The organism is Pseudomonas persica, from assembly GCF_900291015.1.
Taxonomy (GTDB): domain Bacteria; phylum Pseudomonadota; class Gammaproteobacteria; order Pseudomonadales; family Pseudomonadaceae; genus Aquipseudomonas.
Genome location: NZ_OLKL01000047.1, coordinates 1 through 22,994, shown reverse-complemented (window position 1 = coordinate 22,994; position 22,994 = coordinate 1). Strand labels below are relative to the sequence as shown.

Below are 22,994 nucleotides of genomic sequence, written 5' to 3'. Positions count from 1 at the left end.
ATTCAATTCTCTCGACGGTCTCGAATTTCAGGGGACGTCGCTACGACATGCCGGGGCAGGGTCACGCGGATCCGGGTGCCACGTTGCCGTTCGATATCGGCCGGGCTGTCGATGGTGATTTGCCCATAATGCTCTTCCACGATGGAATAGACCAGAGCGAGCCCCAGTCCGGTTCCTTCGCCCGGGTCCTTGGTGGTGAAGAAGGGTTCGAACAGGCGGTCCATGATGTTCTTCGGGATCCCGCTGCCCTCATCCTCGACGATCAGGTCGACGGTGTGTTCGCTGACTTCGCTGCGCACGCGCACGGCGCTGCCGGGCGGCGAGGCGTCGCGGGCGTTGGAGAGCAGGTTGATCAGCACCTGGGCCAGGCGCTGCGGGTCCCCTTCGGCCCAGTGTTCCGGGTCGCAGAGGTTGAAGAACTGTACTTCGAAATTGCGCCGGTTCAACGCCAGCAGACCGATGGCGTCCTGCGCCACTTCGGCCAGGCATACCGGCTCTTCACTGTTCTGGTGGCTACCGCCGGCATGGGCGAAGCTCATCAACGACTGGACGATGCGCGAAACCCGCTTGGTCTGTTCGAGAATCTGGCTGGACAGCTCGATGATTTCGCCATCGCCCTCACGCTCTTCGCGCAAGTTCTGCGCCAGGCAAGCGATGCCGGTGATCGGGTTGCCGATCTCGTGGGCCACGCCGGCGGCCAGGCGGCCGATGCTGGCCAGGCGTTCGGAGTGCACCAGCTTGTCTTCCAGCGCCTGGGTTTCGGTAAGGTCCTCCACCAGCAGCACCAGGCCGCTGTTACCCGGGGCCAGCGGCTCGTCGATGGCCGCCTTGTGCAGGTTCAGCCAGCGCGGCTGGCCGTCCAGCGCCAGGCGCTGCTTGTGCAGGTGCTCGTCGGGTACGTTGATGAAACCTTGCAACAGGCCGCGCCAGGGGTCGTCGATGGTGACCAGGCGCGAGCCGACCACGTGCTTGGCGGCGATGCCGGTGAGCTCTTCCATGGCCTTGTTCCACATCAGGATTTCCTGGTCCTTGGCCAGCGAGCAGACGCCCATGGGCAGTTCCTGCAGGGTCTGGCGGTGGTAGCGGCGCAGGGCGTCGAGCTCGGCGGCCAGGCCGGTCAGGCGCGAATGGTAGTCTTCCAGGCGGCTTTCGATGAAGTGGATGTCCTCGGTCACGTAGTTTTCGTTACCGGACTTGTACGGCAGGAAGGTCTCGACCATGTCCTGGGCCACGCTCGGCCCCATCAGGCCGGACAGGTTGGCCTCGATGCGGTCGCGCAGGCGGCGCAAGGCATAGGGGCGGCGCTCGTCGAACGGCAGGTAGAGATCGCGCAGGGCCTGTTCCACTTCCTTCTGCGCGGCCTTGGCGCCCAGCGGCTTGGCCAGCTGGGTGGCGAACTCCTGTGGTGAGGCGGCGTGCAGCTCGCGGCGTTGCGGGCGGCGCACGTTGTCCACCGCGCAGGCTTCGGCTGCGCTGACCTCTTCGGTGCTGGCGTTGGTGAACAGCGAAATCAGGGTGAACAACAGCACGTTGGCCGCCAGCGAGGCGATGGCCGCCATGTGCCAGCTGGTGTCGTCCAGCACGTAGATCATGTCCAGCAGCGGGATATAGAAGCCCTGCAGGTTGCCCAGCAGTGGCAGCAGCATGGTCACCATCCACACCAGGGTGCCGGCCAGCAGGCCGGCGATGAAGCCGCGGCGGTTGGCAGTCGGCCAGTACAGTACCGACAGCACGCCCGGCAGGAATTGCAGGGTGGCGACGAAGGCGACGATGCCCAGGTTGGCCAGACTCTGGTGGTTGTTCTGGGTCAGGTAGAACATGAAGCCGGCGGTGATGATGGCGACGATCAGCGCGCGGCGGGTCCATTTCAGCCAGCGGTAGATGTTGCCTTCGGCCGGCGGCTGGTACAGCGGCAGCACCAGGTGATTGAGGGCCATGCCCGACAGGGCCAGGGTGGTGACGATGATCAGGCCGCTGGCCGCCGACAAGCCGCCGATGTAGGCCAGCAGCGCCAGTGCCTGGTTGTTGGCGGCAAGCCCCAGGCCCAGGGTGAAGTACTCGGGGTTGGTGGTGGCACCCAGGCGCAGACCGGCCCACAGCACCAGCGGCACGGCCAGGCTCATCAGCAGCAGGAACAGCGGCAGGCCCCAGCTGGCGCTGACCAGCGAGCGCGGGTCGAGGTTTTCGGTGAAGGCCATGTGGTACATGTGCGGCATGACGATGGCCGAGGCGAAGAACACCAGCAGCAGAGTGCGCCAGGGGCCTTCCTGCAATGGGGTGTGCAGCGCCGCCAGGGCGGTCTGGTTCTGCAACAGCCACACTTCCAGTTCGTGGGGGCCGCCGAACACACCGTACAAGGCGTACAGGCCGATACCGCCCAGGGCCAGCAGCTTGATCACCGACTCGAAGGCGATGGCGAACACCAGCCCTTCATGCTTTTCGCGTGTGGCGATGTGCCGCGAACCGAAGAAGATGGTGAACAGGATGATCAGCGTACAGAAGGCGAAGGCCACCCGGGCCTTGACCGGCTCACCGGTGAGGATGCTGATCGAGTCGGCCACCGCCTGGATCTGCAGGGCCAGCAAGGGCAGCACGCCGATCAGCATGATGATGGTGGTCAGTGCCCCGGCCCAGGTGCTGCGGAAGCGGAACGCCAGCAGGTCGGCCAGCGAGGACAACTGGTAGGTGCGGGTGATCTTGAGGATCGGGTAGAGCAGCACCGGCGCTAGCAGGAACGCGCCGGACACCCCCAGGTAACAGGCAAGGAAGCCGTAGCCGTACTGGTAGGCCAGGCCCACCGAGCCATAGAAGGCCCAGGCACTGGCGTACACGCCCAGCGACAGGGTGTAGGTCAGCGGGTGGCGAATGATCGAACGCGGGATCAGCCCCCGCTCGCTGATCCAGGCCACGCCGAACAGCACCATGAGGTACGCGGCGCTGATCAGGATCATCTGGGTCAGGCTAAAGCTCATCGGCATCTCGTTGGCTCTGCAGGATGAAGGTGACGACGATCAGGATCAGCCAGAGCAGGTAAGGGCGGTACCAGGCTCCGGTCGGTTCGATCCACCAGTCCATGATGGCCGGGGAGAACAGGTAGATCCCCACGACCAGAAGCAGGACCAAACGATAGATGTACATGCTGGCCTCGATGGTTGGGCGCTGCGGGCTTGGACTTATTATTGGCGCAAATGGCTGGGCGGATGCTAGCGGGAATCCATAGGGTTCGCCAAGGGTTTGAATTTATTGGGCTTTTGTTTTTGAGGGGTGGGTTGCCTGTGCCGGCCTCTTCGCGGGTGAACCCGCTCCCACAGGTAATACGCTTTCCTCAGGTTTGCTGAGGACGCTGTGGGAGCGGGGTTACCCGCGAAAGGGCCGGGCCTGCCTCAGCGCAAATCAGCCTCTGGCACTGTGGTTCTGCGCGCAATCGCCTCGGGCTTCCACTGCTTGCGAGCTACCGCCAATACCTCAGCCGGCGTTGCCAGCAACAACTCGGGGTCTGCTTCTTGCCCCAGCGCCCGCAAGGCCCGCAGCAACAGCGGTGTCGCCTGGTCTGCCTGCAGCGGTGGCGAGCGGTACGACTTGCCCAGCTTGTGCCCGTCCGGTTGCACGATCAGCGGTATATGCAGGTACCGCGGCTGCGAAAAGCCCAGCAACTCTTGCAGGTACAGCTGGCGCGGGGTGTTGTCGAGCAGGTCGGCGCCACGCACGATGTCGGTAACACCTTGCCAGGCATCGTCCAGTACCACCGCCAGCTGGTAGGCATATAGCCCGTCGCGGCGCTGGATGACGAAGTCACCCACCTCGCGGCCCAGGTGTTGCTGGACCTCGCCCTGCACCCGGTCGGTAAAGCGGTAGATCAGCTCCGGCACGCGCAAGCGGATCGCTGCGCCTTCGCGGGCATGCCCGGCATTGCGGCACAGGCCCGGGTAAATGCCGTGGTAACCCTCCAGCTGCTTGCGCGAGCAGGTGCAGGCGTAGGCCAGGCCCATGTTGAACAGGCGGTCGACCACCGTGGCATAGGCATCGTGCCGCTGGCTCTGGAACACCACCTCGCCATCCCACTCCAGGCCGTAGCGCTCCAGAGTCTGCAGGATCGCATCGCGGGCGCCGGGCATTTCCCGAGGCGGGTCGGTGTCTTCCATGCGCAGCAGCCAGCGGCCGTTGACGGCGCGGGCATCGAGCCAGGAGGCGAGGGCGGCGACCAGCGAGCCGAAGTGCAGGAAGCCGCTGGGGGTGGGGGCGAAACGCCCGATGTAGCTGGAGTCGGTCATGGTCAGGCTGGGCATATAAATGAAACGGGGCGCATGATGCGCCCCGTTCAGGTGGAAAGAAAGATCAGCCTTTGCCGACCGTTTTTTCCTTTTTCTCGGCGATTTCCTTGCAGTCGAAGCACAGGTCGGCGGTAGGGCGCGCTTCCAGGCGACGCAGGCCGATCTCGATGCCGCACGACTCGCACCAGCCGTATTCGTCGGCCTTGATCTTGTCGAGGGTCTTGTCGATTTTCTTGATCAGCTTGCGCTCGCGATCGCGGTTGCGCAGCTCCAGGGCGAATTCTTCTTCCTGGCTGGCGCGGTCGGCCGGGTCGGGGAAGTTGGCTGCCTCGTCCTTCATGTGGTCCACAGTGCGGTCGACACTGTTCATCAGCTCTTGCTTCCAGGCGCCGAGAAGCTTGGTGAAGTGCTTTTTCATGGGCTCGCCCATGTACTCTTCACCCTTGGTTTCTACGTAGGGCTCGACACCGTACATGGTCTGGGCTTTTTGCTTTTCTACGGTGGACATGAATAGACCGCCTCTCACTCATCTGATCCAATGCGCAGGCTGCTCCATCTCCGGCACCCGCCGGCCCTGCGACTGCGAGCCGCCGAACTTACCAGATAGATCGGGGGTGCGCTACCCCGCCCTATCCTGGCAATTGACAGCGGCGCGAGCCGCGCGTTCGGTGGCGTGCAGAGGTAGAATCTCTAGTTTAGACCCAATTGAGAGAAGGTCATGGCCCACCCCTACAGTGCGCGCAGCCGCGCCATCGAACCCTTCCACGTCATGGCGCTGCTGGCCCGGGCCAACGAGTTGCAGGCGGCCGGACACGACGTGATCCACCTGGAAATCGGCGAGCCGGACTTCACCACGGCCGCGCCCATCGTTGCCGCCGGCCAGGCGGCACTGGCCGCCGGGCACACCCGCTATACCGCCGCACGCGGCCTGCCGGCGCTGCGCGAAGCCATTGCCGGTTTCTATGGCCAGCGTTATGGCCTGAATGTCGACCCTGAGCGCATCCTCATCACACCAGGCGGCTCCGGTGCGCTGCTGCTGGCCAGCAGCCTGCTGGTCGACCCGGGCAAGCACTGGCTGCTGGCCGACCCGGGTTACCCGTGCAACCGCCACTTCCTGCGCCTGGTCGAGGGCGGGGCGCAGCTGGTGCCGGTGGGCCCGGAGGTGAACTACCAGCTGACCGCCGACCTTGTCGAGCGCTACTGGGACAAAGACACGGTCGGTGCCCTGGTCGCCTCGCCGGCCAACCCGACTGGCACCGTGCTGGGGCGTGACGAGTTGGCCAGCTTGTCCCGCGCCACCCGCGAACGGCATGGCCACCTGGTGGTGGACGAGATCTACCACGGGCTGACCTATGGCATGGACGCACCCAGCGTGCTGGAAGTGGACGACTCGGCATTCGTCCTGAATAGTTTTTCCAAGTATTTCGGCATGACCGGCTGGCGCCTCGGCTGGCTGGTGGCGCCCCCTGGTGCGGTGGCCGACCTGGAGAAACTGGCGCAAAACCTGTACATCAGTGCGCCAAGCATGGCCCAGCATGCCGCGCTGGCGTGTTTCCAGCCCGAAACCCTGACCATTTTCGAGGAGCGCCGCGCCGAGTTCGCCCGCCGTCGCGACTACCTGTTGCCCGCCTTGCGCGAACTGGGCTTCCGCATTGCCGTCGAGCCGCAGGGGGCGTTCTACCTGTATGCCGACATCAGTGCCTTTGGCGGTGATGCGTTCGCCTTCTGCCGACACTTCCTGGAGACCGAGCACCTGGCCTTCACCCCGGGCCTGGACTTCGGCCGCCATCTGGCCGGGCACCATGTGCGCTTTGCCTACACCCAGAGCCTGCCGCGCCTTGAAGAGGCGGTGCAGCGGATTGCCCGCGGCCTGCGGAGCTGGCAAGGCTGATGCAGTTCCATCCCCCACTCGAGCAGGGCCGTCTGCTGCGCCGCTACAAGCGCTTTCTGGCGGATATCGAACTGTCCAGCGGCGAGCAGCTGACCATCCACTGCCCGAACACCGGCTCCATGCTCAACTGCATGCGTGAAGGCGGGCAGGTGTGGTTCAGCCGCAGCAACGACCCCAGGCGCAAGCTGCCGGGCACCTGGGAAATCAGCGAAACCCCGCAGGGGCGGCTGGCCTGTGTGAACACCGGGCGGGCCAATACCCTGGTCGAAGAGGCCCTGCGTGCCGGTATCATCGCCGAACTGGCCGGCTTCACCGCGCTCAGGCGTGAAGTGGCCTACGGCGAGGAAGGCAGCCGCATCGACTTTCGCCTGGAGTTCGACGGTGCCCCGGCCTATGTCGAGGTCAAGAGCGTGACCCTGGGCTACCCTGACAGCACGGTCGCGGCCTTCCCTGATGCGGTGACCCAGCGCGGTGCCAAGCACCTGCGCGAGCTGGCAAAGCTGGCCAGGCAGGGCGTGCGGGCGGTGCAGCTGTATTGCGTGAACCTGACCGGTATCGACGCCGTGCGCCCGGCCGAGGAAATCGATGTGGTCTATGCCCAGGCCCTGCGCGCGGCGGTGGCGGAGGGAGTGGAGGTGCTGGCCTACGGCACGTGCCTGGACGCCGAAGGCATCGTCATCGACCGCCGCCTGCCGGTGCTGCTTACCCCTTGAACCAGATGCCCTGGCTGTCCTCGTGGCAGCCCAGGGCCTGCAGTTGCTCGCCCTCGCACGGCCCAGCCACGCATTCACCGCTTTCGATCAGGAACAACGCGCCATGATGGGCGCAGTGGATCAGGCTGGCGCTGTCATCGAGAAACGCATCTTCCGCCCAGTTCAGCGGGATGCCGCGGTGCGGGCAACGGTTGCGGTAGAGGTACACCTGGCCTTGGCGGCGCACGCCGAACAGTTCGATGCCGTCTACGCTGAAGGCGCGGCTTTGGCCTTCGGCCAGGTCGTGGGAGGTACATAGGAAGTGCATGGCAAGGACGACTCGTGAAACAACTGATGGCTTGACGCCTAAATGCGAATAATTATCATATTTCACGTATTCGCTGCGCCCGGCTGCTTATGGTGCGCAGTTCCGTCGCCCGCCACAAGGCGCGCGGCCCGCCTGCAGAAGGAACCCGATGAATGAAGCAGCGGGTCCAGCCACGCACGCTGTTCATTTGCCTGAGCCTGTTGTGCCTGTTGGCGGTCTGGTTGTCATTGGCCCTGGGGCCGGTCAGCCTGCCGCTGTTCGATACCCTGCGTGCCGGCCTGCGCCTGCTCGGGCTGCCCATTGCCGCAGATGGCCTGCAGCAGGCCGAGATGATCCTCGGCCAGATCCGCCTGCCGCGCACCTTGCTGGGGTTGGCCGTGGGCGCGGTATTGGCGTTGTCCGGGGTGGCCATGCAGGGGCTGTTCCGTAACCCGCTGGCCGACCCCGGGCTGGTAGGGGTTGCCGCCGGGGCGGCGGTGGGCGCGGCGGTGGCAATTGTTGGCGGCAGCTGGCTGGGTGGTATGCCGGATGTGCTTGCCCCTTACCTGTTGTCGCTGTGTGCTTTCATCGGCGGGCTGGGCGTGACTGCGCTGGTCTATCGTCTGGGGCGGCGTGATGGCCAGACCAACGTCGCCACCATGCTGCTGGCCGGTGTGGCCATGACCGCGCTGGGCGGTGCTGCCGTGGGGTTGTTCTCCTACCTGGCCGACGACGCCACCCTGCGTACGCTGACCTTCTGGAACCTGGGCAGCCTCAACGGTGCCAGTTACCAGCGGCTGTGGCCGTTATTGCTAGTGGTAGCGGGTGTGGCGGTGTGGCTGCCGCGCCGGGCCAAGGCGCTGAATGCCATGTTGCTGGGGGAGTCGGAGGCGCGCCATCTGGGCATCGATGTGGAGCGGCTCAAGCGCGAGTTGGTGTTCTGCACGGCGCTGGGCGTGGGGGCGGCGGTGGCGGCTGCCGGGCTGATCGGCTTCATCGGCCTGGTGGTGCCGCACCTGGTGCGCCTGCTGGCCGGGCCTGATCACCGTGTGGTACTGCCCGCTTCGTTGTTGGCCGGCGGCGTGCTGATGCTGTTCGCCGATTTGACGGCGCGGTTGCTGCTGGCGCCTGCCGAGCTGCCGATCGGCATCGTCACGGCCTTTATCGGTGCGCCGTTCTTCCTGTTCCTGCTGATGCGAGGACGCAGCTGATGTTGCAAGCCGAGGGCCTGCACTTGCGGCGGGGCAGCAATGAAGTGCTGCATGACATTCATCTGCAGCTTAGCCCGGGGCAGGTGGTGGGCGTGCTCGGCCCCAACGGTGCCGGCAAGAGCAGCCTGCTGGGTGTGCTGTGTGGTGAGCTGGCGCCTGAGCGCGGACGGGTGACGCTGCTGGGCAGGGCACTGGCCGACTGGGCCGGGCAGGAACGGGCCAGGCGCTTGGCGGTGTTGCCGCAGGTGTCCAGCCTGGGGTTCGCGTTCCGGGTCGAGGAAGTGGTGGCCATGGGGCGAATGCCCCATGGCACCGGGCAGCGGCGCGATGCGCAAATCGTCGAGACGGCCTTGCGGGCTGCGGATGCCTGGCACCTGGTAGCGCGCAGTTACCTGGCGTTGTCTGGCGGCGAGCGGCAAAGGGTGCACCTGGCCAGGGTGCTGGCGCAGTTGTGGCCGGGCGAGGCAGGCACTACGCTGCTGCTCGACGAGCCAACCTCGATGCTCGACCCGTTGCACCAGCACACCACCCTGGAAGCCGTGCGCCGCTTCGCCGACCGTGGTGCTGCGGTGTTGGTGATCCTGCATGACCTGAACCTTGCGGCGCGCTACTGTGACCGTATCTTGCTGCTGGAGCGGGGGCGTTGCCATGCGTTTGCCGCGCCCGAAGAAGTGCTGACGCCAGCGGCGTTGAAGGCGGTATACGGGATCGATGTGCTGGTGCAGGCGCACCCGGAGCGTGGGCATCCGCTGATCATCACCCGCTAACACTGGCGCGATCCTTGCCGGCCATGAATGGAGGTACTGCCGATGCGTCATCCGCTGCTGTCCGGTTTCTCGCTGGGCCTGGTACTGGTACTGGGTGGCTGTCAGGCCAGCCTGCCGCCGCTGCCTGCCTGGCAGAGCAGTGAAGGGCGCACGCATGCCGAGCTGGGGCACATTATCGATCTTGCCAGTGGGCAGGTAATGAGCCCTGGGCAGCTGGTGCGGTACCTGTCTGCCGCCCCCCGGGTGCTGGTCGGCGAAAAACACGACAACCCCGACCATCACGCGCTGCAGCTGTGGCTGCTGCGTGCCCTGCAAGGCCAACGTGCGCAGGGCAGCCTGCTGCTGGAGATGCTGCAGCCCGAGCAGCAACCGCTGCTGGACAAGCTCGCGGGGCAACCTTTGCCGGCAGACCTGCCCAAGGCCCTGGCCTGGCAGGACGGCTGGGATTGGCAACTGTACGGGCCAATCGTGGCTGAAGCCTTGCAGCTGCGCGTGCCTTTGCTGGCCGCCAACCTATCACCCGGCGAGATGCGCCAGGCCTATCGCCAGCCGGCTTCGTTAATGGGCCAACGGTCCAATGCCCCGACGGTCAAGGCTGCCCTGCTGGAGCAGGTGCGCGCCGGGCATTGCGGGATGCTGCCGGAAAGCCAGTTGCCGGCAATGCTGGCGGTGCAGCAGCAGCGCGACCGGCGTATGGCCGAGCGCTTGCTGGCGGCACCGCAGCCGGCACTGCTGTTGGCCGGGGCTTATCACGTACGCAAGGATCTGGGTGTTCCGCTGCACCTGGCTGATCTGCAAGCGCAGGGTGAGAGCAAGGTACTGCTGCTGGCCGAGGTGGGTGAGCCGGTTGAGGCGGGCGAAGCTGATTATGTGTGGTACACCGCTGCGATGGTGGAGCAGGACTATTGCGCGCAACTGCGCTGACAGGGCTGCAAAAGGCAAAAAAAGACCCGGCAAATTGCCGGGTCAATAACCGTGATTAGCCTGATGAGGAGATAATCCGAGAGTCCGAACCAGGGGCTCTTGGCTTATCGCAACCAGTCTCGCGACCAGTTGCGATAATCATAACGATTCTCATTTCTGCGTCAATCCCCTTCCCGTGACTATTTTTGATTTTTTTGCGCAGGGCATTTCGCATCCAGCTGTTGGTTGAGCGCTTCTTTGCGTTCGAGTGGCAAATCATTCCAGTGCATGTCCAGCAGGGCGCCCTCAATGGCATACAACAGCACCTTCGATGCGCGGAAGCCTCGCGTCTTCACGGCCTGGTACGCACCCACCGCGCCCAGGCGGCGCAGATCCGATGCACTGTGGATGCCGGCTGCGTGCAGCCACTGCGCAGAGGTCTTGCCAAGATTCTTAAGATGCTGCAATTCATCGTTCATCGAGCCTCCTTGCGATGGCTGAACGGGTATTGGGGGATAAATCGCGAGCAGGTCAGAGAGGAGTGTAGCGGGGGTTAGGAAATGCGCGGCCTTTTGCCATCGGCGGCGACGAGATGCCCTGGGGGGCATCTGCGGTGCCTGTGCCGGCCACTTCGCGGGTGAACCCGCTCCCACAAGGTACTCGGCAGGTTTCAAGGCCGGTGTAGTACCTGTGGGAGCTGGCCCAGCCCTTTGGGCTGGGCTGTCGCATAGAGAACTGAATTCGCAAGCGGTCCGTGCATCCTGTGGGAGCGGCTTTAGCCGCGAAGAATCCAACGCGGTGCATGGCACCGGCTGCGCCGGTGTTCGCGGCTAAAGCCGCTCCCACAGGGGCCCTGCTAATTCAACGAGTTATGTGCAGTTCTATGAGAGCGGGTTCATCCGCGAAGTGGCCGGCACAGGAAAGCGGTGAGCTTACATCCCTGGCAGCCGCTGGCGAATCTGTTCGATCACCTGGTCCATGCTGCCGGCATTCTGGGTGTCGACGCGGGTGCTTTGCACCAGTTCCTGTGCATCCAGCGGCTCACGGCTGGCCTGCTGGGCCTTGACCACTTCCAGGGTGGCATCCGACGGATCGCTGTTTTCTGCCTGGCGCTGCTCCAGCCAGCTGGCGATGACCGCATCCGGCGCATGGCAGTCGAGGATCAGGAACGGCACTCCGGTCTGGCTGGCGATGTCTGCCGCGGCCTGGCGCTGCTCACGCTTGAGGTAGGTGGCATCCAGCACCACCGGGAAGCCGGCACGCAGCACGGTCGCCGCCACCTCGTGCAGGCGCTGGTAAGTCGCGGCACTGGCGTCCTGGTCATAGATGCCAGTACTCAGCTGGCCAGCGTCAGCCTGCTGTTGCTCGCCGAACAGGCGCTTGCGCTCCACGTCCGAACGCACGCGGACGGCGCCCAGGGCCTCGACCATGCGCATGGCCACGTGGCTTTTGCCCACTGCCGAAACACCGTGGGTAACGGCCAGCAGAAGCGACGGGATGGCGCTGTAGCTTTCTGCCAGATTGGCGTAGTTGCGATAGGTGCGCAGGGTGGTGGCGCGCTGCACGCCATCGGCATCGGCCGGCATGCTGAACAGCGCCACCTTGGCCCGCACCAGCGCGCGGTAGGCTTTGTAGAAATTGAGCAGTTCCAGGCCTTCGTAGTCACCGGTCAGTTCCAGGTACTGGCTGATGAAGCGCCGGGCCAGGCATTTCAGGCCACGGTCTTCCAGGTCCATGGCCAGGAAGCCGGTGTCGGCATACACGTCGGTCAGGCGGAACGGTTCGTTGAACTCGATGCAGTCGAAGATCACCACCTTGCCATCGATCAGGGTGGCGTTGCCCAAGTGGATGTCACCGTGGCATTCGCGGATGAAACCATTGGCCTTGCGCTTTTCCAGCAGGCCGTGCAGGCGCTCGAAGCTGCTGCGTGCCCAGGCCTGCAGGGCGTCGAGTTGCTGCAGGTCGGCCTTGTCGCTGAGGAACGGGCGAATCTGCTCGAAGTTCTGTTCCACCGGCGCCATCACGCTGTCCGGCGTGCCCAGAGGGTGCTCCACCGGCACTCGCGGGGCCTGCAGGTGAAACTCGGCGATCTGCCGGGCCATCTGGTCAATGTGCGCGGCGTTCAGTTCGCCATTGGCCTGCAGGGTGTTGAGCATCTGCCCCTGGGGGAACTGGCGCATCTTCAGCACATATTCGATGGCTTCGCCTTCACCACCGATCTGCGGCGCGTCAACGCTACCGGTGATCGGCAACACTTCCAGGTACAGACCGTCGGTCAGGCGCTGGTTCAGGCGCAATTCTTCGTTACAGAAGTGCTGACGCTGGTCCAGGCCGGTGAAGTCGAGGAAGCCGAAGTTCATCGGCTTCTTGATCTTGTAGGCATACTCGCCTGTAAGCAGGACCCAGGAGATATGCGTTTCGATGAGCTGGAACCCATCCACGGGGTGGGGGTACAGGGCTGGGTTCTGTAACGCATTGATAAGGGCTTGGCTCACGGGAAATCCTTCCGGGGGCAGGGAATTCGAATGCGCCATTATGGTCAATGGTGCCGTCCCTGCCTACCGCCGGGGCGTCTGCCCAGCCTTTATAAAGTGCGTATAATCCGCCGTCATGACCCGAACCCGAAATCCCCGTACCCCTCAGAAACGCCCGACCGGCCGCTCCCGCGCCTGGCTGGGCTGGGCTTTGAAGCTCAGCCTGGTCGGCCTGGTAATCGTCGCCGGCTTCGCGGTTTACCTCGATGCCATCGTCCAGGAAAAGTTCTCCGGCAAGCGCTGGACCATCCCGGCCAAGGTGTATGCCCGGCCGCTGGAGCTGTTCAGCGGCCAGAAGCTGAGCAAGAACGACTTCCTCACCGAGCTGGATGCGCTCGGCTACCGGCGTGAAAGCGCGGCCAACGGCCCGGGTGCGGCGGCAGTCAACGGCAATACCGTCGAGCTCAATACTCGTGGCTTCCAGTTCTACGAGGGCATGGAGCCGGCGCAGTTCGTGCGTGTGCGCTTTTCCGGCGATTACGTGGCGGGCCTTTCCGGCGCCAACGGCAAGACGCTCGACGTAGTGCGCCTGGAGCCGCTGATGATCGGCGGCATCTACCCGAAAAACCTCGAAGACCGCATCCTGATCAAGATCGACCAGGTGCCGCCGTACCTGCTCGAAACCCTCGTGGCGACAGAGGACCGCGATTTCTACAGCCACTTCGGGGTGTCGCCCAAGTCCATCGCGCGGGCCATGTGGGTCAACACCTCGGCCGGTTCCATGCGCCAGGGTGGCAGTACCCTGACCCAGCAGTTGGTGAAGAACTTTTACCTCACCAGCGAGCGCAGCCTCAGCCGTAAGCTGACCGAGGCGATGATGGCGGTGCTGCTGGAACTGCACTACGACAAGCGCGAGATCCTCGAGGCCTACCTCAACGAGGTGTTCGTCGGCCAGGATGGCCAGCGTGCGGTGCACGGCTTCGGCCTTGCCAGCCAGTTCTTCTTCAGCCAACCGCTGTCGGAGCTGAAACTGCACCAGATCGCTTTGCTGGTGGGCATGGTCAAGGGGCCGTCCTACTACAACCCGCGTCGCTACCCCGAGCGCGCCCTGACCCGGCGCAACCTGGTGCTCGACCTGGTGGCCGAGCAGGGCGTGGCCAGTCAGGCAGAAGTCGATGCAGCGAAGAAGATGCCGCTGGGCGTGACCAAGCGTGGCAGCCTGGCCGACAGCTCGTTCCCGGCCTTCCTCGACCTGGTCAAGCGTCAGCTGCGCCAGGACTACCGCGATGAAGACTTGACCGAAGAAGGCCTGCGCATCTTCACCAGCTTCGACCCGATCCTGCAGATGAAGGCCGAAACCTCGATGAGCGAGACCTTCAAGCGCCTGGCGGGCCGCAAGGGTGCTGACGAGGTGGAGTCGGCGATGGTCGTGACCAACCCGGAAACCGGTGAAGTGCAGGCGCTGATCGGCAGCCGCCAGGCCGGCTTCGCCGGCTTCAACCGCGCCATCGATGCGGTGCGGCCGATCGGCTCGCTGGTCAAGCCGGCGGTGTACCTGACCGCGCTGGAGCAACCGACCAAGTACACCCTGACCAGCTGGGTGCAGGACGAGCCGTTCTCGGTCAAAGGTGCCGACGGCCAGGTCTGGCGCCCGCAAAACTATGACCGCCGCCCGCATGGCACCATCTATCTGTACCAGGGGCTGGCCAACTCCTACAACCTGTCGACTGCCAAGATCGGCCTGGAAGTAGGCGTGCCCAACGTGATCAAGACCATTGGCCGGCTGGGCGTGAATGTCGACTGGCCGGCCTTCCCGGCGATGCTGCTGGGTGCCGGCGGCATGTCGCCGATGCAGGTCGCGACCATGTACCAGACCATCGCCAACGGCGGCTTCAACACCCCGATGCGTGGTATCCGCAGTGTGCTCACCGCCGAGGGCGAGCCGCTCAAGCGCTACCCGTTCCAGATCCAGCAAACCTTCGACCCGGGGGCCATCTACCTGGTGCAGAACGCCATGCAGCGAGTAATGCGCGAGGGTACCGGCCGCTCGGTGTACAGTACTTTGCCGCGCAACCTTACCTTGGCGGGCAAGACCGGTACCAGTAACGATTCGCGCGACAGCTGGTTCTCCGGCTTCAGCCAGGACCTGCTGGCCGTGGTGTGGATGGGCCGTGACGATAACGGTAAAACCCCATTTACCGGCGCCACCGGTGCCCTGCAGGTGTGGACCAGCTTCATGAAGAAGGCCGACCCGCTGCCGCTGGACATGCCGCAACCGGACAACGTGGTGCAGGCCTGGATCGACCCGTACAGTGGCCATGGGTCTGATGGCAGCTGTCCGGGAGCGGTGCAGATGCCGTATATTCGCGGCAGTGAACCGCCCGCCGGCGCGGCCTGTGGCGGCGAGCAGGATCCAGTTGAATCGGTCATGGACTGGGTCAAGGGCTGGATGAATTAAGCACAGGCTGCATTGATGAGGTGTGACGTGAACAAGTGGCTGTTTCCTGCCGTGACGGCACTGGCGGTGCTCCAGGGGTGCGCCAGCGTCCCGCGCGGCAATATTCCGGTGGTCGACTCGAGCACCCGCGTGTCCAACAGTGAACGCGTGACGGCCAACCGCTCTGCGGGTGGCTATAACGCGGGCACCGCGCAGGCGCAAACGCTGCCTGAGGACTCCGGCGTCACCGTGATGATCCCGCAGGGCGCTGGCGCTTCGGGCATTCAGACGTTCCCGGCGGCCAATGGCGCGGCGCCGCTCAGCACATCGCCGATCACCCCGGGCCCGATCAGTACAGGCCCGGTCAGTTCGGCACCGATGACCACCAACCCCAACCCGATCGCCGACGAACCGTTCGACATCGCGGCGATGAACAGTGCCCCGCAAAGTACCAGCGCGCCCACCGGTATCCCGCGTAGCAGCGCTGCTGCGGGTGGTCTGTCGGCCGATGAACAACTGGACGGCCCGGTGCTGGCGCTGCTGACCACCGCAAAGACGCAGCAGGGCAGTGGCGACTTCAATGGTGCCGCCTCGAGCCTGGAGCGTGCCCAGCGCATTGCCCCGCGCGAGCCGCAGGTGCTGTACCGCCTGGCCCAGGTGCGCCTGGCGCAAGGTGATGCGTCGCAGGCCGAGCAGTTGGCGCGTCGCGCCCTGACTTACGCCAACGGCCGCCCGAGCCTGCAGGCCGAGCTGTGGAACACCATCGCCCAGGCCCGCGAAAAGCAGGGTGATAACGCTGGCGCTGCACTGGCCCGGCAAAAGGCCCGGGTCAATTCGTGATGATCGAACAGCGCATTCTGGATATTGCCGACCACCTGCTGCTGATCGAGCGTGAGCTGCAGGTGCAAGGCTGGTGGGATGACGAACCGCCAAGCGATGAGGCACTGGCCAGTACGGTGCCTTTCGCTGTCGATACCCTCAGTTTCGAGCAGTGGCTGCAATGGATCTTCCTGCCGCGCATGAAAATCATCATCGAGCTGGGCCATCCGCTGCCCAACGCCTCCGGCATCCTGATCATGGCCGAAACCGTGTTTACCGACCGGCCAGAGCAAAGTCGTGAGCTACGCCGCCTGTTGGCAGCATTTGACCAATTGATTGCTCCTTCCGCCTGATTTCTTCAGTTTTTCCTTCAAGGGCCGCAGATTGTGGCCCTTTTTTGTGGAAATCTTATTAATTCTGCTGCTGAAGCGATTTTTAGTGGTGGCAGGAATTCATCTTGGGGGAAAATTGGCAATAATTTTTCTTGACTTGTTGGCGCTGAATCAGAAGAATCCAATCTCCGCTGTAGAGGGACTGCCAGAAGCAGACCCGCTAAGCAGATCATGAGGCGCACACCCGCGCCGACCTGTTACACCCCGCAACGCGTTACCTCGCGCTGGGTGGGAAAACCCCGCAACACTCTGGGGCGCTCCCAATACTTGCTCAGTCAGTGCTGACGTTCGCTCATGCTCTGCTTGGCAGTAAACCTATTAAGACCCGTCCAGTGAGGGCGGTATTCTGGCGTTTTAGAGGTGAACAACGTGGAGCTTTTATCTGGCGCTGAGATGGTCGTCCGCTTCTTGCGTGACGAAGGCGTTAAGCACATCTACGGGTACCCTGGTGGTGCTCTCCTGCATGTTTACGACGCGCTGTTCAAGGAACCGGAAGTCGAGCACATCCTGGTTCGTCATGAGCAGGCGGCTACCCATATGGCGGACGGCTACGCCCGCGCCACCGGCAAAGCCGGTGTGGTGCTGGTAACCTCCGGTCCGGGCGCGACCAATGCCATTACCGGTATTGCCACCGCCTACATGGATTCGATTCCGATGGTCATCCTGTCCGGCCAGGTGCCTAGCACCATGGTGGGTACCGATGCCTTCCAGGAAACCGACATGATCGGTATTTCGCGGCCTATCGTGAAGCACAGCTTCATGATCAAACATGCCAGCGAAATCCCCGAAGTTCTGAAAAAAGCATTCTACCTGGCGCAATCCGGTCGCCCAGGTCCGGTCGTGGTCGACATTCCAAAAGATATGACCAACCCGGCCGAGAAGTTCGAATACGTCTACCCGAAAAAGGTCAAGCTGCGCTCCTACAGCCCGGCGGTACGCGGCCACTCCGGCCAGATCCGCAAGGCTGCCGAGATGCTGCTGGCGGCCAAGCGCCCGATCGTCTACTCCGGTGGCGGCGTGATTCTCGGTGGTGGCTCCGAAGCCCTGACTGAAATCGCCAAGTCGCTGAACCTGCCGGTCACCAATACCCTGATGGGGCTGGGTGGCTTCCCGGGTACCGACCGCCAGTTCCTCGGCATGCTCGGCATGCACGGCAGCTTCACTGCCAACATGGCCATGCACCATGCCGACGTCATCTTCGCCGTCGGTGCCCGCTTTGACGACCGCGTGGTAAACGGCCCGGCCAAGTTCTGCCCGAACGCCAAGATCATCCACATCGACATCGACCCGGCGTCGATCTCCAAGATGATCAAGGCCGACGTGCCAATCGTCGGCCCGGTCGACAGCGTACTCAGCGAAATGCTCGGCATCCTCAAGGAAATCGGCGAGCAGCCTGACAAGGCGGCGCTGGATGCCTGGTGGAAGCAGATCGACGAATGGCGTGGTGATGGCGAGCTGTTCCCTTACGACAAGGGCGACGGTAATGTCATCAAGCCGCAGAAAGTTATCGAGACCCTGTGCGAAGTGACCAATGGCGATGCCTTCGTCACCTCCGACGTGGGCCAGCACCAGATGTTCGCGGCGCAGTACTACCGTTTCAACAAGCCGAACCGCTGGATCAACTCCGGTGGCCTGGGCACCATGGGCTTCGGCTTCCCGGCGGCGATGGGCGTCAAGCTCAACTTCCCGGACCAGGACGTGGCGTGCGTGACCGGCGAAGGCAGCATCCAGATGAACATCCAGGAGCTGTCCACCTGCATGCAGTACGGCCTGCCGGTGAAGATCGTCAACCTGAACAACGGTGTGTTGGGCATGGTCCGCCAGTGGCAGGACATGGCCTACAACGGTCGTCACTCGCACTCCTACGTCGAGTCGTTGCCTGACTTCATCAAGCTGGCCGAGGCCTATGGCCATGTGGGTATCCGCATCACCAGCCTGAAGGACCTCAAGCCGAAGCTGGAAGAAGCGTTTGCGATGAAGGACCGCCTGGTGTTCATCGACATCGCGGTTGACCGCAGTGAGCACGTCTATCCGATGCAGATCAAGGATGGCTCGATGCGTGACATGTGGCTGAGCAAGACGGAGCGTACCTGATATGCGGCACATCATTTCCCTGCTGCTGGAAAACGAACCAGGTGCGTTGTCCCGTGTGGTCGGCCTGTTCTCCCAGCGCAACTACAACATTGAAAGCCTGACCGTGGCGCCGACCGAAGACCCGACCCTGTCGCGTCTGACGCTGACCACCGTTGGCCATGACGAAGTGATCGAACAGATCACCAAGAACCTGAACAAGCTGGTCGAAGTGGTCAAGCTTGTCGACCTGTCGGAAAGCGCTCACATCGAGCGTGAACTGATGCTGGTCAAGGTCAAGGCCACCGGTGCCCAGCGCGCCGAGATCAAGCGCACCACGGATATCTTCCGTGGCCAGGTCGTCGATGTGACCGCCAGCGTGTACACCGTACAGCTGAGCGGTACCAGCGACAAACTGGACAGCTTCATCCAGGCGATCGGCACTGCATCGATTCTCGAAACCGTGCGCAGCGGCGTTACCGGCATTGCCCGTGGCGACAAAGTGCTTAGCATCTGAATTCCAAAAATTAGCGATGGCTCCGCAGGGGCCGAGATATAACCAGGGGTATTTTCATGAAAGTTTTCTACGATAAAGACTGCGACCTTTCCATCATCCAGGGTAAGAAAGTCGCCATTATCGGTTACGGCTCCCAGGGCCACGCTCAGGCGTGCAACCTGAAGGACTCCGGTGTAGATGTCACCATCGGTCTGCGTAAAGGTTCGGCCACCGTTGCCAAGGCAGAAGCCCACGGCCTGAAAGTGACCGACGTTGCCTCTGCCGTCGCTGCTGCCGACCTGGTCATGATCCTGACCCCGGACGAATTCCAGGGCCAACTGTACAAGCAGGAAATCGAGCCGAACATCAAGAAGGGCGCTACCCTGGCCTTCTCCCACGGTTTCTCGATCCACTACAACCAGGTTGTTCCGCGTGCCGACCTCGACGTGATCATGATCGCGCCGAAGGCCCCAGGCCACACCGTTCGCTCCGAGTTCGTCAAAGGCGGCGGCATCCCTGACCTGATCGCTATCTACCAGGACGCTTCGGGCAACGCCAAGAACGTCGCCCTGTCCTACGCTTCGGGTGTTGGTGGCGGCCGTACCGGCATCATCGAAACCACCTTCAAGGACGAAACCGAAACCGACCTGTTCGGTGAGCAGGCTGTTCTGTGTGGCGGTACCGTCGAGCTGGTCAAGGCTGGTTTCGAAACCCTGGTCGAAGCTGGCTACGCGCCGGAAATGGCCTACTTCGAGTGCCTGCACGAGCTGAAGCTGATCGTTGACCTCATGTACGAAGGCGGCATCGCCAACATGAACTACTCGATCTCCAACAACGCCGAGTACGGTGAGTACGTAACCGGTCCGGAAGTCATCAACGAAGAATCCCGCAAGGCCATGCGCAACGCCCTGAAGCGCATCCAGGACGGCGAGTACGCGAAGATGTTCATCTCCGAAGGTGCAACCAACTACCCATCGATGACCGCCAAGCGCCGCAACAACGCCGCTCACGGCATCGAAATCATCGGCGAGCAACTGCGCTCGATGATGCCGTGGATCTCGGCTAACAAAATCGTCGACAAGACCAAGAACTAAGTCTTGTCGAAAGATGAAAAACGCGGCTTCGGCCGCGTTTTTTCGTTCTGGCAGTCAGCTTCTGGTATAAAGCAGACCAGTGGCCTGCCGTCAGAACCTGTTTTGCAGGCCCGTGTCGAACATTTTCCATCCTGTTGCAAGGTACCCTCCATGAGCGAACGTCCCGAAGAGCCGAACAAGCCCTCCGACGCCGAAAGCCTGCTACCTGTCGATGAGCACGTTGAAGAAGGGCATGACGCCGAAGGGCGCAAGGTGCGCCATCGCGGCATCTATCTGCTGCCCAACCTGTTTACCACCGCCAACCTGTTTGCCGGTTTCTATTCCATCATCAGCTCGATGAGCGCACAGAGCGCCCTGAGCGCCGGTGACCCGCGTGAGGCGAGCAAGTACTTCGCCTTCGCTGCCATCGCCATTTTCGTGGCCATGGTGCTCGACGGCCTCGACGGCCGTGTCGCGCGCATGACCAACACCCAGAGCGCCTTTGGTGCCGAGTATGACTCGCTGTCGGACATGGTCGCCTTTGGTGTGGCTCCGGCCTTGCTGGCTTTTGGCTGGGCGCTGGGTGACATGGGCAAGGTCGGCTGGATGGTCGCCTTCATCTATGTGGCCGGTGCAGCACTGCGCCTGGCACGCTTCAATACCCAGGTCGGCACCGCCGACAAGCGCTACTTCATCGGCCTGGCCAGCCCGGCCGCTGCGGGCGTGGTTGCGGGTACCGTGTGGGCGTTCAGCGACTACGGCATCCAGGGCTCCAAGCTGTCGTTCCTGGTGGCGCTGCTGGTGGCTGCTGCCGGCATGCTGATGGTCAGCAACATCAAGTACAACAGCTTCAAGGAGCTGGACCTCAAGGGTCGTGTGCCGTTCGTGGCGATCCTGGCCGTGGTGTTGGTGTTTGCCGTGGTGTTCAGCGACCCGCCACGTATCCTGCTGCTGATCTTCCTCGCCTATGCGGCTTCGGGGCCGATCCAGTTCCTGCTGAAGGCACGCCGTCGCAAAGCGTGACAATCATTTAATGCTGGAATAACCCACCGGCTCCATAGTCTTACTGGTACATCCGTTATCCAGTGCTATGGAGCCGCCCATGCTCATCAAGCTACCCAGGTCTTCCGAATGCAAGGCATCGGAGATCACCCCCGAAGGCATCTACCTTTCCCGTCGTACCCTGCTGGGTGGCTCGTTGGCCGGCTTGGCCCTGGGCGCTTTGCCGGGCATGGCGCGCGCAGCCGAAGCCGGCCGTTACGCCGATGTCGAGGCGGGCAAGGCGCCTGGCTGGTTCAATGAAAAGCTCGCGGCCACGCAATGGCAGGCAGTAACGGTCAAGGGTGAGGCAATCACACCGTTCAAGGATGCCACCCACTACAACAACTTCTATGAGTTCGGGCCCGACAAGGGTGATCCGGCGGCCAATGGCGGCAGCCTGAAAAGCGAACCGTGGAGCGTTGTGGTCGATGGTGAAGTGGGTAAGCCTGGGCGCTATGCGCTGGAAGACTTCGTCAAACCGTACCAGCTTGAGGAGCGCATCTATCGGCTGCGTTGTGTAGAGGCATGGTCGATGGTCATTCCGTGGTTGGGTTTCCCGTTGGCGCAGGTGCTCAAGCAGGTCGAGCCGACTTCCAGGGCGCGCTATGTGCGCTTCGAAACCCTGAAAGACCCGGAGCACATGCCGGGGCAGCGTTCGGGGTTCGCCTTGATCGACTGGCCGTATAGAGAAGGCTTGCGCCTGGATGAGGCGATGCATCCGTTGGCGATCATGGCGGTTGGGATGTATGGCCGGGAGCTGCCCAACCAGAATGGTGCGCCGTTGCGGCTGGTGGTGCCGTGGAAGTATGGCTTCAAGAGCATCAAGTCGATCGTGCGTATCAGCCTGGTGGCCGACCAACCTGGCACCACCTGGGAAGGGCTGGCGCCGGATGAATATGGTTTCTATGCCAATGTGAACCCGACGGTCGACCATCCGCGTTGGAGTCAGGCGCGTGAGCGGCGGCTGCCTAGCGGGCTGTTCAGTCCCAATGTGCGGGAAACCCAAATGTTCAATGGCTATGCCGATGAAGTGGCGTCGCTGTATACCGGGCTCGATCTGCGGAAGAACTATTGATGCGTTACCCCTGGTTTCGCTTGGCCATCTTCGTTGTGGGGTGCCTGTTCCCGGTGTGGTGGTTGTATGAGGCGGCGATGGATTTGCTGGGGCCTGATCCCGGGAAGATCATGATGGACCGCCTTGGGCTCGGAGCGCTGACCTTTCTGTTGGTTACGTTGAGCATGACGCCGCTGCAGAAGCTGACGGGGTGGTCGGGCTGGATCGTGGTGCGTCGGCAGTTGGGATTGTGGGTGTTTGCCTATATCGTGCTGCACATCCTGGCTTACCTGTTCTTTATCCTTGGGCTGGATTGGGGGCAGTTGGCAGTGGAGTTGCGCAAGCGGCCCTACATTATTGTGGGTGCGCTTGGGTTTCTTGGGCTGCTGGCTTTGGCGGTTACCTCGAACAGGTATAGCCAGCGGCGGCTGGGGGCGAGGTGGAAGAAGCTGCACCGGTTGGTGTACGTGATACTTGGGTTGGGGTTGCTGCATTTCCTGTGGATCGTGCGCTCGGATCTGCGGGAGTGGGCGATTTATGCGGTTATTGGGGCTGTGCTGATGGTATTGCGGGTTCCTGCTGTTTCGCGGGCTTTGCCCAGGCTTGCCCGGAGGCAGGGGAGGGCGGTTTGAGGGCGGGGAGGGCGGTCAAGGGCCTGTCTTGTGATGGCATTGGCTTTGAGATGTGCCTGTCTTGGGTTTTCTGGCGCCTATGCGATCGAGCGCAGCAGATGTTGTGGCGAACACCTGGTGGCCCTGATGCGGTCTTTTGCCCTTATATTTCACTTTCTTGAAATTAACGGTTGACGGCCTTTCGAATCCCCTTATAATGCGCCCCACTTCCAGCGACATCGGAACGACAAACTCCTTGAAATTCAATGAGTTAAATAGTTCAGAAGAAGCCGGAAGCGCTACGATCGACTGATCGCCAGCGGTTGAGATGATGGTTGACAGCGCTTCTAAGTGCTGTATGATTCACCTCCCGCTACGAGAGATCGCAGTGATTCAAGTGTTTGAAGCCAAACGAGTTTCTCGCAAAAAACTTCAAAATAAACGCTTGACAGCAAATGAGGAAAGCGTAGAATGCGCGCCTCGGT

21 protein-coding genes are annotated in these 22,994 nt (G+C 62.8%); 14 read left to right on the top strand and 7 right to left on the bottom strand.

What is annotated here, in order from left to right:
- Window positions 1–2: 2 nt before the first annotated feature.
- The 4 genes from FQ664_RS22190 to dksA all read right to left on the bottom strand — a co-directional run bounded on the left by FQ664_RS22190 (window position 3) and on the right by dksA (window position 4,779).
- Entirely contained in the window at window positions 3–2,978 is a 2,976-nt protein-coding gene (locus tag FQ664_RS22190; RefSeq protein WP_178091036.1) for a sensor histidine kinase, read from the bottom strand.
- Window positions 2,962–3,138 (bottom strand): hypothetical protein, encoded by a 177-nt coding sequence (locus tag FQ664_RS22185; RefSeq protein WP_003250005.1) that lies wholly within the window; start codon window positions 3,136–3,138, stop codon window positions 2,962–2,964. Before FQ664_RS22185 ends, FQ664_RS22190 begins: the two co-directional genes overlap by 17 nt.
- Before the next feature lie 245 nt (window positions 3,139–3,383).
- Window positions 3,384–4,271 carry a tRNA glutamyl-Q(34) synthetase GluQRS gene (gene gluQRS, locus FQ664_RS22180; protein WP_144175072.1) on the bottom strand — a complete coding sequence of 296 codons (888 nt, stop codon included), beginning with the start codon at window positions 4,269–4,271 and terminating at the stop codon, window positions 3,384–3,386.
- Window positions 4,272–4,335: 64 nt separating this feature from the next.
- Window positions 4,336–4,779 carry an RNA polymerase-binding protein DksA gene (gene dksA / locus FQ664_RS22175; RefSeq protein ID WP_025340685.1) on the bottom strand — a complete coding sequence of 148 codons (444 nt, stop codon included), beginning with the start codon at window positions 4,777–4,779 and terminating at the stop codon, window positions 4,336–4,338.
- A gap of 210 nt (window positions 4,780–4,989) precedes the next feature.
- Between dksA and FQ664_RS22170 the strand changes: the two genes are divergently transcribed.
- Window positions 4,990–6,162: a pyridoxal phosphate-dependent aminotransferase gene (locus tag FQ664_RS22170; RefSeq protein WP_144174923.1), complete on the top strand. Its 1,173-nt coding sequence runs from the start codon at window positions 4,990–4,992 to the stop codon at window positions 6,160–6,162.
- The gene (gene sfsA, locus FQ664_RS22165; RefSeq protein ID WP_144174922.1) at window positions 6,162–6,875 is read left to right on the top strand and encodes a DNA/RNA nuclease SfsA; all 714 of its coding nucleotides are present in this window, start codon (window positions 6,162–6,164) and stop codon (window positions 6,873–6,875) included. Before FQ664_RS22170 ends, sfsA begins: the two co-directional genes overlap by 1 nt.
- On the opposite strand, the gene FQ664_RS22160 is transcribed toward sfsA, so the two are convergent.
- On the bottom strand, window positions 6,865–7,182 hold the full coding sequence (locus tag FQ664_RS22160) for a Rieske (2Fe-2S) protein (RefSeq protein ID WP_144174921.1): 318 nt from the start codon (window positions 7,180–7,182) through the stop codon (window positions 6,865–6,867). The two genes, sfsA and FQ664_RS22160, sit on opposite strands and share 11 nt — an antisense overlap.
- A 206-nt stretch (window positions 7,183–7,388) precedes the next feature.
- On the opposite strand from FQ664_RS22160, the gene FQ664_RS22155 reads away from it, so the two are divergent.
- Genes FQ664_RS22155 through FQ664_RS22145 form a run of 3 tightly spaced genes read left to right on the top strand, consistent with a single transcriptional unit; the run spans window position 7,389 to window position 10,063 of the window.
- On the top strand, window positions 7,389–8,372 hold the full coding sequence (locus tag FQ664_RS22155) for a FecCD family ABC transporter permease (RefSeq protein WP_178091037.1): 984 nt from the start codon (window positions 7,389–7,391) through the stop codon (window positions 8,370–8,372).
- Window positions 8,372–9,139 carry a heme ABC transporter ATP-binding protein gene (locus tag FQ664_RS22150; protein WP_144174917.1) on the top strand — a complete coding sequence of 256 codons (768 nt, stop codon included), beginning with the start codon at window positions 8,372–8,374 and terminating at the stop codon, window positions 9,137–9,139. The genes FQ664_RS22155 and FQ664_RS22150 overlap by 1 nt, the downstream gene beginning before the upstream one ends.
- 42 nt (window positions 9,140–9,181) lie before the next feature.
- A complete protein-coding gene (locus FQ664_RS22145; RefSeq protein ID WP_144174915.1) occupies window positions 9,182–10,063 on the top strand; it encodes a ChaN family lipoprotein in 882 nt (293 codons plus the stop codon).
- A gap of 179 nt (window positions 10,064–10,242) precedes the next feature.
- Here the strand turns inward: FQ664_RS22145 and FQ664_RS22140 are convergent, their stop codons facing one another.
- A complete protein-coding gene (locus tag FQ664_RS22140; RefSeq protein WP_144174913.1) occupies window positions 10,243–10,521 on the bottom strand; it encodes a TfoX/Sxy family protein in 279 nt (92 codons plus the stop codon).
- Between the two features lie 453 nt (window positions 10,522–10,974).
- Window positions 10,975–12,537, bottom strand: coding sequence for a bifunctional aminoglycoside phosphotransferase/ATP-binding protein (locus FQ664_RS22135; RefSeq protein ID WP_144174912.1), 1,563 nt, complete (start codon window positions 12,535–12,537; stop codon window positions 10,975–10,977).
- Between the two features lie 115 nt (window positions 12,538–12,652).
- Between FQ664_RS22135 and mrcB the strand changes: the two genes are divergently transcribed.
- From mrcB to msrQ, 9 genes are all read left to right on the top strand, one after another.
- On the top strand, window positions 12,653–14,974 hold the full coding sequence (mrcB, locus tag FQ664_RS22130) for a penicillin-binding protein 1B (RefSeq protein ID WP_144174911.1): 2,322 nt from the start codon (window positions 12,653–12,655) through the stop codon (window positions 14,972–14,974).
- A 15-nt stretch (window positions 14,975–14,989) separates the two neighbouring features.
- Window positions 14,990–15,793: a tetratricopeptide repeat protein gene (locus FQ664_RS22125; protein WP_144174910.1), complete on the top strand. Its 804-nt coding sequence runs from the start codon at window positions 14,990–14,992 to the stop codon at window positions 15,791–15,793.
- Window positions 15,793–16,125 carry a YqcC family protein gene (locus tag FQ664_RS22120; protein WP_144174908.1) on the top strand — a complete coding sequence of 111 codons (333 nt, stop codon included), beginning with the start codon at window positions 15,793–15,795 and terminating at the stop codon, window positions 16,123–16,125. The genes FQ664_RS22125 and FQ664_RS22120 overlap by 1 nt, the downstream gene beginning before the upstream one ends.
- A gap of 408 nt (window positions 16,126–16,533) precedes the next feature.
- Window positions 16,534–18,258 (top strand): acetolactate synthase 3 large subunit, encoded by a 1,725-nt coding sequence (locus tag FQ664_RS22115; RefSeq protein WP_144174906.1) that lies wholly within the window; start codon window positions 16,534–16,536, stop codon window positions 18,256–18,258.
- A gap of 1 nt (window position 18,259) precedes the next feature.
- A complete protein-coding gene (gene ilvN / locus FQ664_RS22110) occupies window positions 18,260–18,751 on the top strand; it encodes an acetolactate synthase small subunit (RefSeq protein WP_144174904.1) in 492 nt (163 codons plus the stop codon).
- Window positions 18,752–18,807: 56 nt separating this feature from the next.
- On the top strand, window positions 18,808–19,824 hold the full coding sequence (gene ilvC, locus FQ664_RS22105) for a ketol-acid reductoisomerase (protein ID WP_013974255.1): 1,017 nt from the start codon (window positions 18,808–18,810) through the stop codon (window positions 19,822–19,824).
- Between the two features lie 150 nt (window positions 19,825–19,974).
- Entirely contained in the window at window positions 19,975–20,826 is an 852-nt protein-coding gene (gene pssA, locus FQ664_RS22100; RefSeq protein WP_003250045.1) for a CDP-diacylglycerol--serine O-phosphatidyltransferase, read from the top strand.
- A 79-nt stretch (window positions 20,827–20,905) separates the two neighbouring features.
- Entirely contained in the window at window positions 20,906–21,919 is a 1,014-nt protein-coding gene (gene msrP / locus FQ664_RS22095) for a protein-methionine-sulfoxide reductase catalytic subunit MsrP (RefSeq protein ID WP_144174902.1), read from the top strand.
- The gene (msrQ, locus tag FQ664_RS22090) at window positions 21,919–22,530 is read left to right on the top strand and encodes a protein-methionine-sulfoxide reductase heme-binding subunit MsrQ (protein ID WP_144174900.1); all 612 of its coding nucleotides are present in this window, start codon (window positions 21,919–21,921) and stop codon (window positions 22,528–22,530) included. The genes msrP and msrQ overlap by 1 nt, the downstream gene beginning before the upstream one ends.
- The last annotated feature ends 464 nt before the right edge of the window (window positions 22,531–22,994 follow it).